Source organism: Aquisalibacillus elongatus (genome assembly GCF_003843875.1).
Classification (GTDB): Bacteria; Bacillota; Bacilli; order Bacillales; family Alkalibacillaceae; genus Aquisalibacillus; species Aquisalibacillus elongatus.
The window spans coordinates 478499-494350 of the sequence record NZ_RKRF01000007.1 but is presented as its reverse complement, the minus strand read 5'-3'; the positions used below and the strand labels follow the sequence as shown (position 1 = coordinate 494350).

The 15852-nt window shown below is 35.0% G+C and carries 18 protein-coding genes; all 18 read right to left on the bottom strand.

The features are described from left to right. Positions 1-13: 13 nt before the first annotated feature. The 18 genes from EDC24_RS03195 to sleB all read right to left on the bottom strand — a co-directional run bounded on the left by EDC24_RS03195 (position 14) and on the right by sleB (position 15827). Positions 14-790 (bottom strand): CheR family methyltransferase, encoded by a 777-nt coding sequence (locus EDC24_RS03195; protein WP_124219681.1) that lies wholly within the window; start codon positions 788-790, stop codon positions 14-16. Between the two features lie 137 nt (positions 791-927). After that, complete coding sequence (gene ndk / locus EDC24_RS03190; protein WP_124219679.1) at positions 928-1374, bottom strand: nucleoside-diphosphate kinase; 447 nt, start codon at positions 1372-1374, stop codon at positions 928-930. Positions 1375-1458: 84 nt separating this feature from the next. After that, positions 1459-2424, bottom strand: coding sequence for a polyprenyl synthetase family protein (locus tag EDC24_RS03185; RefSeq protein WP_124219678.1), 966 nt, complete (start codon positions 2422-2424; stop codon positions 1459-1461). Between the two features lie 25 nt (positions 2425-2449). Beyond that, on the bottom strand, positions 2450-3154 hold the full coding sequence (locus tag EDC24_RS03180; RefSeq protein WP_124219676.1) for a demethylmenaquinone methyltransferase: 705 nt from the start codon (positions 3152-3154) through the stop codon (positions 2450-2452). An 11-nt stretch (positions 3155-3165) separates the two neighbouring features. Further along, positions 3166-3777: a heptaprenyl diphosphate synthase component 1 gene (locus EDC24_RS03175; protein WP_124219675.1), complete on the bottom strand. Its 612-nt coding sequence runs from the start codon at positions 3775-3777 to the stop codon at positions 3166-3168. A 194-nt stretch (positions 3778-3971) separates the two neighbouring features. Beyond that, positions 3972-4244 (bottom strand): HU family DNA-binding protein, encoded by a 273-nt coding sequence (locus EDC24_RS03170; RefSeq protein WP_054753168.1) that lies wholly within the window; start codon positions 4242-4244, stop codon positions 3972-3974. Positions 4245-4654: 410 nt separating this feature from the next. Further along, positions 4655-6133 (bottom strand): stage IV sporulation protein A, encoded by a 1479-nt coding sequence (spoIVA, locus tag EDC24_RS03165; protein ID WP_124219673.1) that lies wholly within the window; start codon positions 6131-6133, stop codon positions 4655-4657. 143 nt (positions 6134-6276) lie between these two features. Beyond that, complete coding sequence (locus tag EDC24_RS03160) at positions 6277-7005, bottom strand: hypothetical protein (RefSeq protein WP_124219671.1); 729 nt, start codon at positions 7003-7005, stop codon at positions 6277-6279. A gap of 12 nt (positions 7006-7017) precedes the next feature. Continuing rightward, positions 7018-7218, bottom strand: a complete 201-nt coding sequence (locus EDC24_RS03155) for a DUF2768 domain-containing protein (RefSeq protein ID WP_124219669.1) — start codon at positions 7216-7218, stop codon at positions 7018-7020. Between the two features lie 307 nt (positions 7219-7525). Beyond that, entirely contained in the window at positions 7526-7789 is a 264-nt protein-coding gene (locus EDC24_RS03150) for a stage VI sporulation protein F (protein ID WP_124219668.1), read from the bottom strand. Positions 7790-7869: 80 nt separating this feature from the next. Next, the gene (locus tag EDC24_RS03145; RefSeq protein WP_124219666.1) at positions 7870-8892 is read right to left on the bottom strand and encodes an NAD(P)H-dependent glycerol-3-phosphate dehydrogenase; all 1023 of its coding nucleotides are present in this window, start codon (positions 8890-8892) and stop codon (positions 7870-7872) included. Between the two features lie 12 nt (positions 8893-8904). Then, on the bottom strand, positions 8905-10215 hold the full coding sequence (gene der / locus EDC24_RS03140) for a ribosome biogenesis GTPase Der (protein WP_124219664.1): 1311 nt from the start codon (positions 10213-10215) through the stop codon (positions 8905-8907). Positions 10216-10397: 182 nt separating this feature from the next. After that, positions 10398-11537 carry a 30S ribosomal protein S1 gene (rpsA, locus tag EDC24_RS03135; RefSeq protein ID WP_124219662.1) on the bottom strand — a complete coding sequence of 380 codons (1140 nt, stop codon included), beginning with the start codon at positions 11535-11537 and terminating at the stop codon, positions 10398-10400. A gap of 78 nt (positions 11538-11615) precedes the next feature. Beyond that, positions 11616-12194, bottom strand: coding sequence for a lysophospholipid acyltransferase family protein (locus EDC24_RS03130; RefSeq protein ID WP_124219661.1), 579 nt, complete (start codon positions 12192-12194; stop codon positions 11616-11618). A gap of 12 nt (positions 12195-12206) precedes the next feature. Continuing rightward, a complete protein-coding gene (cmk, locus tag EDC24_RS03125) occupies positions 12207-12866 on the bottom strand; it encodes a (d)CMP kinase (protein ID WP_124219659.1) in 660 nt (219 codons plus the stop codon). A gap of 19 nt (positions 12867-12885) precedes the next feature. After that, positions 12886-13554: a flagellar brake protein gene (locus EDC24_RS03120; protein ID WP_124219658.1), complete on the bottom strand. Its 669-nt coding sequence runs from the start codon at positions 13552-13554 to the stop codon at positions 12886-12888. Between the two features lie 77 nt (positions 13555-13631). Beyond that, the gene (gene ypeB / locus EDC24_RS03115; protein ID WP_124219656.1) at positions 13632-14975 is read right to left on the bottom strand and encodes a germination protein YpeB; all 1344 of its coding nucleotides are present in this window, start codon (positions 14973-14975) and stop codon (positions 13632-13634) included. Positions 14976-14990: 15 nt separating this feature from the next. Further along, positions 14991-15827, bottom strand: coding sequence for a spore cortex-lytic enzyme (sleB, locus tag EDC24_RS03110; RefSeq protein ID WP_245997972.1), 837 nt, complete (start codon positions 15825-15827; stop codon positions 14991-14993). Positions 15828-15852: the final 25 nt, after the last annotated feature.

The following is a 15852-nucleotide window of genomic DNA, read 5'->3' as shown; positions in this document are numbered from 1 at the left end:
AATTACGTAGTTACTACACAATTTTTCTGTAAAAGAACGTACTGACAACTTCTAAACCATATTCCTTAGGATTAAAAAGTTGTTCTGTACTCCCTACAAACAAAATACCATTCGGTTTCAAAGCATCAGCAAATTTTTGATAAACTCTGTGCTTCGCTTCTTCTGTAAAATAGATTAAAACATTTCTGCAAACGATTAAATCATATGTACCTTTCTTGTAATGACCAGAAAGTAAATTATGCTTTTGAAATGTTACACTTTCTTTTATTGTAGGGTCAACCGAATACATCTCACCATCAAAATTCATATAAGCTTGTTTTTTATCTTCTGGCATTTCTTTTAACGCTCTATCAGGATATACTCCTAATTTAGCTCGTTGTAAAACTTGCTCATCTAAATCAGTAGCTAAAATATTAATTTTATTGAGCTGAAAAAAATCACTCAATAACATAGCTAATGTATAAGGTTCTTCACCTGTCGAACATGCCGCACTCCATACATTAACGCTCGAACCCGTGTTAAAGTCGGGTAAAATATTGTTCCTTAAAATCTCCCAACGTTTGTAATTACGATAAAATTCGGATACGTTGATGGTCATTCGATCTAACATTTCATGAAGCAATATTTGGTCCGATTTTAATGCACTAAAATATGTCTTAAACGACTGAAAACCTCGTTTATCTCTAAGTGACGTTAATCGTCGCTTCATTTGTTTCTCTTTATATTGACTGAGATCAATTCCCGTCAATTCATACAAATCTTGAATGAATGCCGTATAATCATCTTTCATATGTTTGTCTGTTCTCCCTTTATGTAACCTTATAACCCTATTATAAAAAATACTGAATAAAAGTGCTAACATTTAGGTAGAGAAATTACAATTCCATAAGAAAAAGGCCTTGTATTAAACAAAGGCCTTTTTGATTATTAATAAATCCATTGATCTTGGTCTTTATTATAAGTTAATAAGTCTTCTTCGTTGAAGAATAGTCCAATTTCGCGTTCAGCTGATTCAGGTGAGTCAGAACCGTGAATGACGTTTTTACCAACTGTTAAACCATAGTCACCGCGAATTGTACCAATGTCTGATTCAGCAGGGTTAGTAGCACCCATCATCTTACGAGCAGTAGCGATGACGTTTTCGCCTTCCCAAACCATTGCAAAAACTGGACCAGAAGTAATAAAACCAGTTAACTCTCCGAAAAAAGGCTTGTCTTTATGTTCACCATAATGTTCTTCAGCTAGTTCAGGTGAAATTTGCATCAATTTTGCTGCAGATAATTTAAATCCTTTGTTTTCAAAACGAGAAACGATTTCACCCACTAGATTACGTTGTACACCGTCTGGTTTAACCATAATAAATGTTTTTTCCATGATAATTCACCTCTATATTAAATTTGTAAGCCGTCAAAAATTTTAACAAAGTTTGCCTTAAAAAACAATTGTTTTATGAATCGTTTAAAATTTCCTTTGACCTAAATACTCGGCAATATCTTCTAATAAATTTTTAGCCTCTATATCTGGTAATTCTTTTAAAGTGTTAAAAGCTTTTTGTAAATACCGTTGACTAATATTATACGATTGTTCAATAGCATTCGATTGTTTAATGGTTTGAATAACTTCTTCTATGGATAATTCATGAACATCTTCGTTAAAATAAGCTTTTACAGCTTCAAAAATTGTAGGATCTTCCATCGCAAACAATGTCGGTAATGTAATATGCCCGTTTAACAAATCACTTCCTACTGGTTTACCTAAATCTTTTTCCGTTGAAGTAAAATCCAAAATGTCATCCATGATTTGATAAGACATTCCAATGTGATATCCATACTGTTTTAATAGACGTTCTGTCGATGGTTCAACACCTGATGCAATCGCACCCATTTGAGTACTAGAGGCGATTAACAAAGCCGTTTTTCGTTTAATCCGCTTAAAATAAGTAAACTCATTTTGTTGAATGTTAAATTTATCTCTTATTTGTTCGATCTCACCAATACATAAATCGTGAATCGTGTTAGACAAAACTGTATGTAAGCGATTATTTTTAAATGGTTTGAGTAGTTCTAGAGTTCTTGCAAAGATATAATCTCCTGTATAAATAGCTGTACCATTATTCCATTTTTTGTTGACGGTCGGTTTGCCTCGCCTAACCATAGAGCGATCAATGACATCGTCATGAACTAAAGAGGCCATATGAATTAGTTCTAATGCAACAGCAACATCAATCATTTGATTTTTTTGACCATGACCAAATTTTGCAGCAAGCAATACAAATATAGGTCTAATACGCTTTCCACCAGCAGATAACAAATGGTTGGAAGCGGATTGGATCATAGAACTTTCTGTATTGGTGACTTGTTTAATCTGTTTTTCAACTTGCTGCATATCTTTATTCATGTATTTAAACGCTGTAGCTAACTTCATGACCTTTTTCACCTTTAGATATGGTTTATTTTTTAGATAAATGCATGGCTGCAGCACCTAATGCATAGCTTTTTACTTCCACGGATTGAAACCCTGCTTGTTTAAACATTTCAGCTAATTTCTCTTTATTCGGGAAGTTTTTTGTGGATTCGTATAACCAGACATATTCATCGTAACTTTTGGCAAAAACTTTCCCAAACAGAGGCATAATATGCTCGAAATAAAAGAAATATAGTTGTTTATAAATTGGTAACGTCGGTTGAGATGTATCTAAGCAAACAACCTGACCACCAGGTTTTACAACACGATGCATTTCTTTTAACACTTGAGTGTAATCAGGTGTATTGCGAAGCCCGAACCCTATCGTGACATAATCAAATTGATCTGTCTTGAATGGTAAATTCATCGCGTCACCGTGGATAAATGATACATTATTAATCTGTTGATCTTTAATCTTCTTTTCACCAACAGATAACATGTTTTGACTGAAATCCAGTCCCGTAACTTGGCCGTCTTCACCTACTGCTTCAGATAAAGCAATCGTCCAATCACCTGTTCCACAACAGACGTCTAAACAATCAGAACCTTTATCAACCTTCATTCGTTTCATTACATCTTTTCGCCATGACTTATGTCGTTGAAAAGAAATGATAGAATTCATGCGATCGTAACGTTTATAAATTTTTTCAAAGACAGAATGAACTTTTTCAGATTTAGTTTGTTGATCCATGTATTTTTCTCCTAGTTGATAAAATGATATAGTTCCCAATAGTTTATCCGGGCATCAAACACTCGTTTAAACTCTTGAGAAAATTGCTCTTTTAAAATGCTTAGCCAAAAATTATCTTTACTATAGACTAGCTGTTTAATTAATCTTGGTTTTAATTGTTCTTCATAATGGTCAACTTTACAAATATCATTGGTTGCATCAAAAAGTCCTGTATGAATATATTCAACTTGTTTGATTAACTCTTCTAGTGATAAAGCTTTGTCGTTATGTAATACTGACATTTTGCACTCATTAATCTTCTTAATGGCTTGTATAAAATGATACAGCTCATCTAGTAAGTTATGTTGTGATAAAAGATTATAGAAATATGAACTATGGTAATCTCCTACAAGAACTTGTAATTGATTTGAAAAGTTACGTCCCTTTGAATCTTCTTTAAATGTTAGATCAACTTGATCATGTATATCTAGAGAAGCTTGCATATGTAACAAAGACTCAAATAAAACATCGTGTGTCTTTGAATTAAATTTACTGAATAACTTCTTAAAGAAATCTATTTGACTATATGTTAGAACTTGCTCATACAATTGTTCCGGCACGTAAGAGTGCTTGTATTGTTTCATAAACTGATCTCTTATAAGTTCCACTTGTTTATTTAGCACAATTATCACCTAATTTATCCATTGAGTGCCTTATTGAGGACATTTCTATTGTAGCATGATATTGTTGTATAATCTAACATCAACTTTTATAAAACTAGTATTAAAACATAAAAAAAGGAGAGGAAAACCTCTCCTTTTATGCCCTATGTATTGCATTATTTTACAGCATCTTTAAGGGCTTTACCTGGTTTAAATGCAGGTACTTTGCTAGCTGGAATGTTAATCTCTTTGCCAGTTTGAGGGTTACGGCCTTTACGAGCAGAACGCTCACGTACTTCAAAGTTACCGAAACCGATAAGTTGTACCTTCTCAGATTTCTTTAAAGAGCCTGTAATAGATTCTAAAACAGCATCAACAGCTTTTGCTGCATCCTTTTTAGATAAGTCCGCTTGATCAGCTACTGAGTTTACTAAGTCTGTCTTGTTCATTGATTTCACCTCCTCTCAAATTGCTAATTATCAGATAATACCATTGTTACCACAATTTAAACAAAAATACGTGAACAATGCAACATATTATCGCAATTAACTACAAATTTTTACATAACCATTAGTGTTTAGCATAATTTTCTAGCTCGTTTAAGTGCATATTATCATAGGTTCAGAGGTTTAATCAAGGAAAAGTAGCGTCAAAATAGCATTTTATAAGCTTTTCGACTAGTTTTTTTGTATTTCGAGCACTATTTTAACCTAATATATACCATTTAGTTACATTTAATGTAAAACGTTGTTTTGTTGCGGTATTGATCATTTAAGGTATACCAAAACTATAACTTTTTAAAAATAAAATGAATTATCACTAATTAAGACAAAATAAAAAAGCGACTAAATCGTCGCTTTTATAATATAATCGCTATTAAACCACCGTTGCCTTCATTAATTATTCTCTCTAATGTATCTTTCAGTTTATAACGTGCATGTTCAGGCATAAGCGTTAGTTTTGCGTGGATTCCCTCTCTAACAATTGAGCTTAATGAACGTCCGAATATATCAGACTTCCAAATTGATAACGGATCCTCTTCAAAGTCTTGCATAAGGTATCTCACTAATTCCTCACTTTGTTTTTCTGTACCGATAATCGGTGCAAATTCAGATTCTACATCTACCTGGATCATATGAATGGATGGTGCAACAGCTTTTAATCTTACTCCGAATCTAGATCCTTGACGAATAATTTCTGGTTCCTCTAATCGCATATCTTCTAATGCTGGTGTTGCAATACCATAACCGGTTTGCTTAACCATTTGTAATGCGTCTGAGACTTGATCGTATTCACGCTTAGCGTCAGCATAATCTTGAAGCAACTCAAGTAGATGATCTTTCCCTCTAATTTCAACACCTACAATTTCCTTAAGCACTTGATCATACAATTCATCGGAAGCATGAAGATCAATCTCGGCTACCCCTTCACCCATTTCCATTCCAGATAAGTGAGCATCGGTAATAAATTCATAGTCATAGAAATCGCCAACTACACGATCTACATCCCGTAAACGTTTAATGTTTTGCACGGTTTCTTGAATAGCACCTTGGAATTGTTTACGCAACCAGTGATCTTCTTTTAGCGCCATAACCCAGCTTGGTAAGTTAACATTAACTTCTAGAACTGGGAACTCATATAATGCTTCTCTTAACACGTTGTAAATATCATCATCTGTTAAATTTTCTACCGATACTGGTAGCACTGGAATATCGTATTCTTCAGCTAGCTCGTTTCTTAATTCCATTGTCTCAAGCTCATGTGGTCTACTTGAGTTTAAAATCATAATAAACGGCTTTCCTACCTCTTTTAACTCTTCAACCACTTTACGTTCAGGCTCAACATAATCATCACGCGGAATATCACCGAATGAACCATCCGTTGTAACAACAATTCCAACTGTTGAGTGTTCCTGAATGACTTTTCGCGTTCCAATCTCAGCCGCATCATGGAACGGAATAGCCTCTTCATACCATGGTGTGTGAATCATTCTTGGCCCGTTTTCATCTTCGAACCCTTTAGCTCCTTCAACTGTGTAACCTACGCAGTCAACCATCCTAACTTTAACATCTAGCCCTTCATCAACTGAGATCTCAACAGCTTGATTGGGGATAAACTTTGGTTCAGTTGTCATAATGGTTCGACCAGCGGCACTTTGAGGAAGTTCATCTTTAGCTCTTTCTCTGTCGTCTTCACTTGTGATGTTTGGAATAACAACTAAATCCATGAACTTCTTAATAAATGTTGACTTACCTGTTCGGACTGCACCTACAACTCCTAAGTAGATATCACCGTTCGTCCGTTTCGATATGTCATGAAACACGTTGAATTTTTCCATTATATCCCTCCGACCCTGTACAATATCGTACACCTATTATTCGATGCAATATTAATTTATGATGTTGTCCTATTCAAATATGACTTAATTACAAAAAAAATAGAGATTCTTATTTAATTTAAATAGAATCTCCATACAATAGCTTATTCATTTGTTTCCTTTTCATATTCCTTAAATTGAATTTCTCCGTCTTCTAAAACCATTGGAGGTGAATAAGTTGGAACTATAGGATGTTGCTCCACTAATAATTCTCTTAGATCCCCTTCATACTGCGAAATATCCTCTTCTTCTAACATTTGATATACATCCGGTCTGTAATCAACTAGTGGTTGCCCTTCGTGGTCGATAATTACTTCAAGTTCACGATTACTATACGGACTTACGACTGTAAAAGGTTCATCTATATTCATTTTATCAAGATTAATTTCAAAATAATCTTGATTAATTTTCTTTCCATAAGGGGGGACAATCGCCTTATTGCGGTAAAGGTTGATTTCGTAATTAATAGACCTTAAATCTTGGTTAACTCTAACATCTGAAACTTTAACTTCTGTGTCATCTTCAGGGTCAATGATGACGTAGGAATATTGTCCACCATTTTCATAAGAATTACTAGGTGGTTGTCCTAATATATTTTCATCCTGAAGTGTTTTAAAATCAATTGCATATTTAATATAGAACGGTGTGTTTTCATCACTGTTTTTAATCGGTAATAAACCGGTATGACGTTCTCTATATTCTAAAACCGCTTGTTGTACCTCTTCTAGCTGTTCATCGTTCGTTGGCGTGTTTTCCATTTTGCGTTCTTCTGGATATAAACAAGCGGATAATATTAAAGTAATAAAAATAATAAAGACTAATTTTAACTTCATAAAACATACCACCTATTCTGGAGTTGGTCCGCTAAAGACAATGAAAAAGATAATGAAACCACCTATAATTAATAGTGCATAAGCAATAATACTTACCAAGATTCTAAAAAAACCATTTAATTTATGTCTTGCTAGCATAATTAAAACTGCTGAGATGACTAATGCACCCATTCCAGCAAAAGATATGTACATTCTAAGTAACGGTTCTGACATTTAATCAAACCCTTTCTGTATTTGCTATCCGGTGGTATTATAGCATATCTGAATAGTATTCAATGACTGAAATGATGGAGAAAATGTTAAAAATTATTCAATGGTTAGATTAATGTTGGTTAAATGGGATTCGTATAATAATGAACATTAATCTTAAGAATGCTTTAATAGAAAAAAGAGGTGCTGGGGCAAACACCTCTTTTTGACTAAATCCTCATTTAAAGTAGCTCATTTTTGACTGTTGCAATTTATAGTATGATGTGACACGAGCTGTGAAACTTCGCTTGCCTAGAACATACTAGTTCGTTTACTTTTTAAAGATCTGTTGCAATGTTTGCTGATCGATTTGGTGACCTTTTTCTGTAATCATCTTTACAATCCGATCTTCTTTTTGCTGACTAAGTGGCTTATTGGCCATAGCCGCTAATTGTTTGACTAACTTTCTAACGGTTCTTTCATCTGAAAAATTGGCATTTTGCATCGATTTTGCAACATTTAGTACTTCATTTGGAGAAATGTCAGCTTTCTTTTTCAGATGTTCAAAAATAGACTGTTGGAAATCTTGACTCATTTCATGCTCCTCCCTAAGATTGCATTCGTAATACTATATGCAATCCTAGGAAAGCTGTTGTGTGTGTTTATCGTCTATTTTTATAAAAATGATGATAAATCTTCTAACTCTTGAGTTTTTCCTCTTCTCATGAGTTCGTCCACTACTTTCTTCGGTTCTTTTTCATGAAAGAGCAGTTCATATAAACCTTCTGTAATCGGCATGGCTATGTCCATTTTTTGAGATAATTGATAAGCTGCCTTAGTCGTTCGGACACCTTCAACAACCATCCCCATCTGATCTAAAACATCATCCAATACATAACCTTTTCCTAACATATGACCAGCACGGTAGTTTCTTGAGTGTTGGCTTGTACATGTCACAATTAAATCGCCGACTCCCGTTAAACCTGCAAATGTTAATGGATTGGCGTTTAAGCTAGTTCCTAATCTCGCGATTTCAGCTAAACCACGTGTGATTAGAGCGGCTTTAGCATTATCCCCGTAACCTAAACCGTCAGAGATACCTGCACCTAAAGCAATAATGTTTTTAAGTGCACCTCCGATTTCCACTCCTACGACGTCATTATTCGTATATACTCTGAAATTTTCGTTCATAAATAAATCTTGAGTGAACTCTGCGCTTGACATATGATGAGCGGATACCGTAACAGTGGTCGGTTGTCTTAAGGCGACTTCTTCAGCGTGGCTTGGTCCAGATAAGACGACGACTTGATTCTGTGCCTGGTGTCCTACTTCATCAATGATCATCTCAGAGATACGTTTATGTGTTTCGGGTTCAATCCCTTTTGAAGCATGGATAATTATTTGATTTGAATTTAAAAATGGCCTTATTTGTCGACAGACTTCTCGAATTGCCTTCGTTGGTACAACTAACAAAATAGCTTCTGCATTTTGCACAGCACTTTGTAAATCTGCATAAGCAGTTAATTGATTTGGTAAGTTGATCTCCGGTAAATACTTTTTATTCATACGTTCTTGATTAATTTCATCCACTTGGTCCTGTCTGTGAGACCACAGACGAACTTCGTGCTGATTATCAGCAAGAACCATTGCCAAAGCTGTTCCCCAGCTTCCTGCGCCTATAACTGCTACTTGGTTCATAATCGTCACCCCTTATTTGCGCACTCGAGCATAAATTTTGATTGGAGTTCCAACAAACCCAAAGGCATCCCGAATTCGATTTTCTAAGAAGCGTTCATAAGTAAAATGCATTAATTCAGGATCATTAACAAATACAACAAACGTCGGTGGTTTTGCTGCAACCTGCGTCGTATATAGTATCTTTAACTTTTGACCTTTAATAGAAGGTGTTGGATTCATGGCTAGCGCATCTTCAATCACTTCATTTAAAAGGTTTGTTCTTACTCTTTTGGCGTGATTTTCACTAACTTCAACGATCATTGGTAACAATGTGTGCATTCGTTTTTTGGTTTTAGCTGATAAAAATATAATTGGAGCGTATGATAGAAATTGGAATTGTTGACGAACATCATCTTCAAACTCTTTCATCGTATCTTGATCCTTATCAACGGCATCCCATTTATTTACCACAATTACAATAGCTTTACCAGCTTCATGTGCATAACCTGCAATTTTCTTATCTTGCTCAATAATACCTGTATCAGCGTCTATGATAACTAAAACGACATCAGAACGTTCTATCGCTTTTAAAGCTCTTAGAACACTATATTTCTCAGTTGTTTCATATACTTTTCCGCGTTTTCTCATTCCAGCTGTATCAATAATCGTGAAATCTCGGTCTTCCTTCTTAAATTCAGTATCTACTGCATCTTTTGTCGTGCCGGCAATATCACTTACTATAACACGTTCTTCACCTAACAAAGCGTTTACTAACGAAGACTTTCCAACGTTCGGTCTACCTATTAATGAAAAGCGTATACGATCGTCATCATCATAAACATCCGACTGATCTGGAAAGTGTTTAATTACTTCGTCCAATAAATCACCTAAGCCTAAACCATGTGAACCAGAAATAGTATACGGCTGACCAAAGCCTAATGCATAAAATTCATATAATAAATCTTGCATTTCAAAGTTATCGATTTTATTAACGCCTAAGACAACAGGCTTATTTGATTTATATAATATTTTAGCAACTTCTTCATCAGCTGCGGTGATTCCTTCACGTCCATTGACTAAGAAAACAATAACATCTGCTTCATCAATGGCAATTTGCGCTTGTTCTCTTACTTGGACGATTAAAGGTTCATCACTTATGTCGATGCCACCTGTATCTATTAGATTAAAAGTTGTGTGTAACCATTCTGCCTCAGAATAGATACGGTCTCTTGTAACACCTGGTGTATCTTCAACAATTGAAATACGCTCTCCAACTAGTCGATTGAAAATAGTTGATTTGCCTACATTTGGTCTACCCACTATCGCAACTACTGACTTCTTCATTTTCATTCATCCTTTATGCTACGATCATAAAAATCTTTAATAAAACATGATTAGACAAAGAAAAAAGTGGCATGGTGCCACTTTTTTACGGACTACAGCGGCTAATCATGATGGTTTACTTTGGATTAAAAGTTAAGGAAAATAATCAAAAGCAACTAGCTGATCCGTTTAATTACTGCTTTTTATTTGTTAAGATCTTTTAAACGATCACCAATAATGTCTCCTAATTGGAAACCATTGTCATCATCTTCTTTTTTATATTTTTGTAATTCAACATTATCTTGTTCTTCTTGCGCTTCCTTTATGCTTAATGAAATGCGTTTTTCACTTTCATTAAGGTCTAACACTTTAACGTTTACTTTTTGTCCAATTTCGAGTACTTCTTGTGGGTTTCCAATATGTTCTTTAGAAATTTGAGAAATATGAACAAGACCTTCGACACCTGGTTTAACTTCTACAAATGCACCAAAGTTAACTAGACGCTTAACTTCTCCTTCTACAACGTCACCTGCACTTAGTTCTTGACTAATACCATCCCAAGGCCCTGGTGTTGTATCTTTCAAGGATAAGGCAATACGTTCTGTATCACGGTCAATCGAAAGTACTTTCACTTTGATTTCATCACCTTCACTCACAACATCTGATGCTTGTTCTACATGGTCATGTGATAATTGTGAAATATGGATTAAACCATCTACTCCACCTAAATCTACAAATGCACCAAAGTTAGTGATTCGTTGAACTTTACCTTCAACAACTTCGCCTGCATTTATGGACTGTAGTGTTTGTTTGCGTTTTTCATTTTGTTCGTCTTCAACTACAGCACGGTGAGACACAATGACTCGATTCTTATCTTGATCCATTTCAATTACTTTAATTTTTAATGTTTGCCCTTTATAAGATTCAAAATCCTCTACGTAAAAAGCTTCAACATGTGACGCTGGCATAAAGGCTCTTAATCCTGCGTCTAATACTAAACCACCGTTCACAACTTCTACAACTGTAGCTTCAAAGATTTCAGATTGATTAAACTTTTGTTCGAGATTCTTCCATGCTTCTTTTAAAGCTACTTGTTTTTTAGAAAGTACAATTGCTTCATCTTCTACTTTTGTTACAACAAGGGGTAATTCTTCACCTTCATCCAATACTTCCTTAGGATGTTCAATGTGTAAATGAGATAGTTCAGAAATTGGAATAATACCATCATATTTATGTCCTACATCTACGACAACTTGTTTATCTTCTAATTTAAGTACTTTTCCTGTCACTTCTTGTCCAACATCAAGTTGGATATCCATTTGTTCATCATGACGTTCACTCATAATATTTCCTCCTTAAGCTTTCAAACTGCTTTAAAACATAAAACTTATATGATTACTAATAATTTCATATTAACATGATTATCGATGTTCATCTAACAAACTTTTAATATTACCCATAATTTCATCCGTCACTTCTTGTGCACCAGGCTTTTCTTTCTCAAGTGTTTTAAATTCAATTGGTCGTCCATAAACAACCTGTAATTTTGAAAATTTTTCGTATGACCCTATTATAGCACACGGAATAACAGTTGCGTTTGAACGCATTGCGAAAAAACCTGCACCAGCCAGTCCCTTTTTTACTTCTCCATTTTTACTTCTAGTTCCTTCAGGAAAAAGTCCTAAAGTGTGACCTTTTTCTAAACGTTCTATTCCAGTTCTTAGAGCGTTACGGTCTCTCATTCCACGCTTAACCGGAAAAGCATTTAAATTGCTCAATAATACATTTAGCCACTTCTTTTCGAATAACTCTTCTTTTGCCATAAAATCAATAGATCTTGGACTTGTTATTCCTACAACAGGTGGGTCATAGTTCGAAATGTGATTAGAACAAATAATGACTGGACCTTTCTTCGGAATATTCTCAGTCCCAATTACTTCTATGCGGAACATGATTTTAAAGATCACTTTAACGATGAATCTTGCAAATCTATAAAACATATGGTTTCTCCTTTAACGTTTTGAATGAATAAGGGTTAATATTTGTTCAGCCACTTCATCAATGCTTTTACTTGTTGTATCAATTTCAACAGCATCTTCTGCTTTAATTAATGGAGCGACCTCTCGTTCTGAATCAATTTGATCTCGCCTTCTAATTTCATCTTTTAGGTTTTCTAAATCAGACTCAAAACCTTTTTCAATATTTTCTTTATGCCGTCTTTCTGCACGTTCTTCAACTGAAGCAATTAAAAATATTTTCAATTCTGCACCTGGTAAAACAAAAGTACCGATGTCTCGTCCGTCCATGACAACATTTCCTTCTTCGGCTAAAGATTGTTGCATTTCTACTAATTTTTCGCGAACTCGTTTATGTTTCGCAACATAAGAAACATGATTCGTTACATCATGGTTCCGTATTTCATCAGTGACATTTTGTTTATCTATGAATACTTTCTGTATTTCTCCTACATTTTTAAATGATATTTTTATCTGATCAGCTAAATTAGCAAGTGAATTTTCGTCCTCAAGATCCGTAGAGGTTTGTAGTGCTTTTAATGTTAAAGCTCTATACATGGCTCCTGTGTCTATGTACACATAACCTAATTTTTTTGCAATGATTTTTGCTACTGTACTTTTTCCTGCTGCTGCTGGTCCGTCTATTGCTATCTTCATCAGAGCTACCCCCTAGTTGTTATCGATTAATTGTTTTTCTGCGGTTTTCTAGCTGTTTTTCAAAACAGTACTTAATAATCTTTTCTCTATTTTGATCCGTAATATTAACAAATTTATATGTAATCTTAGAAGGTTCATTTCCAGAACCCATAATACATCTTACAACCTCTACATCTGTAAGTAAATAATTATAATGCGTTGAACTGAAAGGAAGAACAAGCGTTATTTTCATCTGATCTCCTGGCTGATAATTCAACTGACCGCCATCCCCAACGACAGCCACGCCTCCGCCACTTATATCAATAGTTCTAGTCATAAGCGGGTTTAATTCTTCAGTATATGGATGGATAGCAACATCCAGTGATACATCTACACGAACATATTCGCGGCGCTGAATTTTGCGAATGTCTTTTGGATTAGGTTTATGAATGGCTAGTACCGGTATTTTAATCTTTTTACGTTCCATAACCTCTGAAGAAAAAGTGTAGACATTACCATCTTCATGAACATAAGATACTTTAAACTCCGATCCATCCAAAAATAAAGAAGATCGTCCTGTTCTTTCATTGACAGGATAGTCTATATAGATTGTCTTTTGACTAACTTCAACAATTCGACATTGAAATTGTTCATCTACTTCACCATCTTTAAATGTTTCGATTGATAAACGTTGACCGATTTTGAACATAGTATCTCCCCCGATTAGAGTTACTATTATTATGTCAAAAAAAATGAAAAAGGGGAAGACAAAAATTGCCTTCCCATTTAATCCATGCCATATATTTCTTCTGATTGTTGAAGTCGCTCTACTTTTTCTTCAAAACCATCACTAGTGTTAATATAAACTCGATAAGTTTGGTCATTTAAGGTTCCAATCAATTCATAACACAATACTTCATCGCCTAAATCATTTTCAATGACGGCTTTTCTTGTTTCCATTATTTCGATATTAGGGTTAACATACTCTTCTGCTTCTTCTTCAGATATGTTTTCTGTGAAATCAACATCTTCACGTGCAGTTGTGTTTATAATATAATCTCTAGCAGTTAAGCCTACAATATCCCCTTCATCCAGTGCTACTTTTACTTGAAGGCTGTCAGGATAATATAAAACGCCATCTTCTTCTCTTACAAAACGAAACACCCCGACTTTTTCGTATTGCGAGCTTTCAACCATCTGAATCTCTTCATAACCTAAGCCACTTAATAAATCTTGAGCCTGATTCATAGCTTCATTAAGCCCAATCTCAGCTTCACCCATATCTCTTGTCAACATATACGAGATCATATTTCCACCTTGTTGCGTTACCTCTGCATATCCATGGAGATCTCCAGTATCAAAGGAAACGTTATACATCGGAATATCTGAGCCTTCACCTGTTTCAGTTACATTTAGTTCAATATCGTTTTCTAATTCAAATTGTTCTCTTACTAGATCTTTTATTTCACTTTCGTCATAAGTTCGACCGTCGAATTTGATCTCTTCCTTGTTTGTCTTATTATCTAAGGTAAATACACCCTCATTGTCATTACTATTAAATTGCTCTGTATTTTTTTCAATTGTTTGTAGACCATCAACAATCGTGTTATCTCCTGGTTCATTAGTAGCTAATGCAACTTCAACATCCATCCATCGTAGTCCTTGATCTAACACCTCATGTTGAACCGTCCTTAACTCACGCTTAATTTCATTAGAGCTATCGTGAAGCTCACTAAGCAATTGTTTTTCATCATCATTTAACGGATTTTCATCCAATCCCCTAATCGCTACACGATAGGAGAATTCACCAATATTGCTCAGAAATTCTTCCGTTTTATTAAATGGTAGTAAGGTTAGTGGTAATTGGCCGACATCCGCTTGAGCTTCTGATGATATTTTCCAGATTTCAGTTAATTGAGGTGATAAATTTTCAGGCGTATTCATTGCCATTACCGTACCAATTTTCTCATTTAACAAATCTATACGGTATGTTAAGTCATGAAAAGCCCGCTGATAGTTATTCTCCGCTTGTATTAATACAGCATTTTTCTCCTGGTGCTCCTGATAACCGTATATAATAGCACCTATAAACCCAATGAGTAAGACTATATAAAGTATCCAACGTATCACGTATAGACCTCCAATCTACTTACAAAATATATGCTTTCCGATTTTTTTAATTTGTGGCCTAGACCATATCCAATCCGACGTTGCTGTATCTGGATTAAAATAGTATGTTGCACCACCTGATGGGTCCCATCCATTAATGGCATCAAGTACAGCCTCTTTCGACTGTTCATCTGGGTCCATATAAAACTGCCCGTCTGCAACAGCCGTAAATGCTAAAGGTTCAAATACGATACCTGAAATAGAATCAGGAAACGTTGAATCTTCTAATCGATTTAAGATAACTGCTGCAACAGCAACTTGACCTGAATATGGTTCACCTCTAGATTCTGAATAAACAGCTTGTGTCATTAATTGAATATCATTTTGAGAGAACCCTTTAGGAACATTCGTAGCCGTTGGTTCTTGCGGTTGTCCTTCTCCTTCAGCAGTTTGGCCTTGTTCACCTTGTGGTTGTTCTCCTCCACCTTGACCTTGATTTTGAGATTGTTGTTGAGCTTCAGACCATGGACGTTTTTGACCACCATAATGGGAAAACTCATTTCCCTGTCTTATTTGCTCCTGTACCCAATCTTGGTCATACTCAGAAGCTTTAATTAGCTTATCTTTCGTCTCTTGCCCAACTAAACCATCAATTTCTAACCCAAATTCTTCTTGAAAATTTCTAACTGCCCAGTAAGTCCCCCAACCAAATACGCCATCTATTTTTCCGTTATAAAAACCAATGTACTGAAGCCGAGATTGAAGTTCAATGACATCTTCACCTACTGTCCCTTGTTGAATAACTTGATCTGTAAATGCTTCAGAAGATTGATTAGCCGTTAAAATACCAAAACATAACGTAATACTGACTATAGTTACTTTGAGAAACGAAAGCCTA

Bases quoted from the DNA above. Each gene is read 5' to 3' on its own strand.
- EDC24_RS03195 (WP_124219681.1), bottom strand. From the start codon at position 790: ATGAAAGATGATTATACGGCATTCATTCAAGATTTGTATGAATTGACG.
- ndk (WP_124219679.1), bottom strand. From the start codon at position 1,374: ATGGAAAAAACATTTATTATGGTTAAACCAGACGGTGTACAACGTAAT.
- EDC24_RS03185 (WP_124219678.1), bottom strand. From the start codon at position 2,424: ATGAAGTTAGCTACAGCGTTTAAATACATGAATAAAGATATGCAGCAA.
- EDC24_RS03180 (WP_124219676.1), bottom strand. From the start codon at position 3,154: ATGGATCAACAAACTAAATCTGAAAAAGTTCATTCTGTCTTTGAAAAA.
- EDC24_RS03175 (WP_124219675.1), bottom strand. From the start codon at position 3,777: ATGAAACAATACAAGCACTCTTACGTGCCGGAACAATTGTATGAGCAA.
- EDC24_RS03170 (WP_054753168.1), bottom strand. From the start codon at position 4,244: ATGAACAAGACAGACTTAGTAAACTCAGTAGCTGATCAAGCGGACTTA.
- spoIVA (WP_124219673.1), bottom strand. From the start codon at position 6,133: ATGGAAAAATTCAACGTGTTTCATGACATATCGAAACGGACGAACGGT.
- EDC24_RS03160 (WP_124219671.1), bottom strand. From the start codon at position 7,005: ATGAAGTTAAAATTAGTCTTTATTATTTTTATTACTTTAATATTATCC.
- EDC24_RS03155 (WP_124219669.1), bottom strand. From the start codon at position 7,218: ATGTCAGAACCGTTACTTAGAATGTACATATCTTTTGCTGGAATGGGT.
- EDC24_RS03150 (WP_124219668.1), bottom strand. From the start codon at position 7,789: ATGAGTCAAGATTTCCAACAGTCTATTTTTGAACATCTGAAAAAGAAA.
- EDC24_RS03145 (WP_124219666.1), bottom strand. From the start codon at position 8,892: ATGAACCAAGTAGCAGTTATAGGCGCAGGAAGCTGGGGAACAGCTTTG.
- der (WP_124219664.1), bottom strand. From the start codon at position 10,215: ATGAAGAAGTCAGTAGTTGCGATAGTGGGTAGACCAAATGTAGGCAAA.
- rpsA (WP_124219662.1), bottom strand. From the start codon at position 11,537: ATGAGTGAACGTCATGATGAACAAATGGATATCCAACTTGATGTTGGA.
- EDC24_RS03130 (WP_124219661.1), bottom strand. From the start codon at position 12,194: ATGTTTTATAGATTTGCAAGATTCATCGTTAAAGTGATCTTTAAAATC.
- cmk (WP_124219659.1), bottom strand. From the start codon at position 12,866: ATGAAGATAGCAATAGACGGACCAGCAGCAGCAGGAAAAAGTACAGTA.
- EDC24_RS03120 (WP_124219658.1), bottom strand. From the start codon at position 13,554: ATGTTCAAAATCGGTCAACGTTTATCAATCGAAACATTTAAAGATGGT.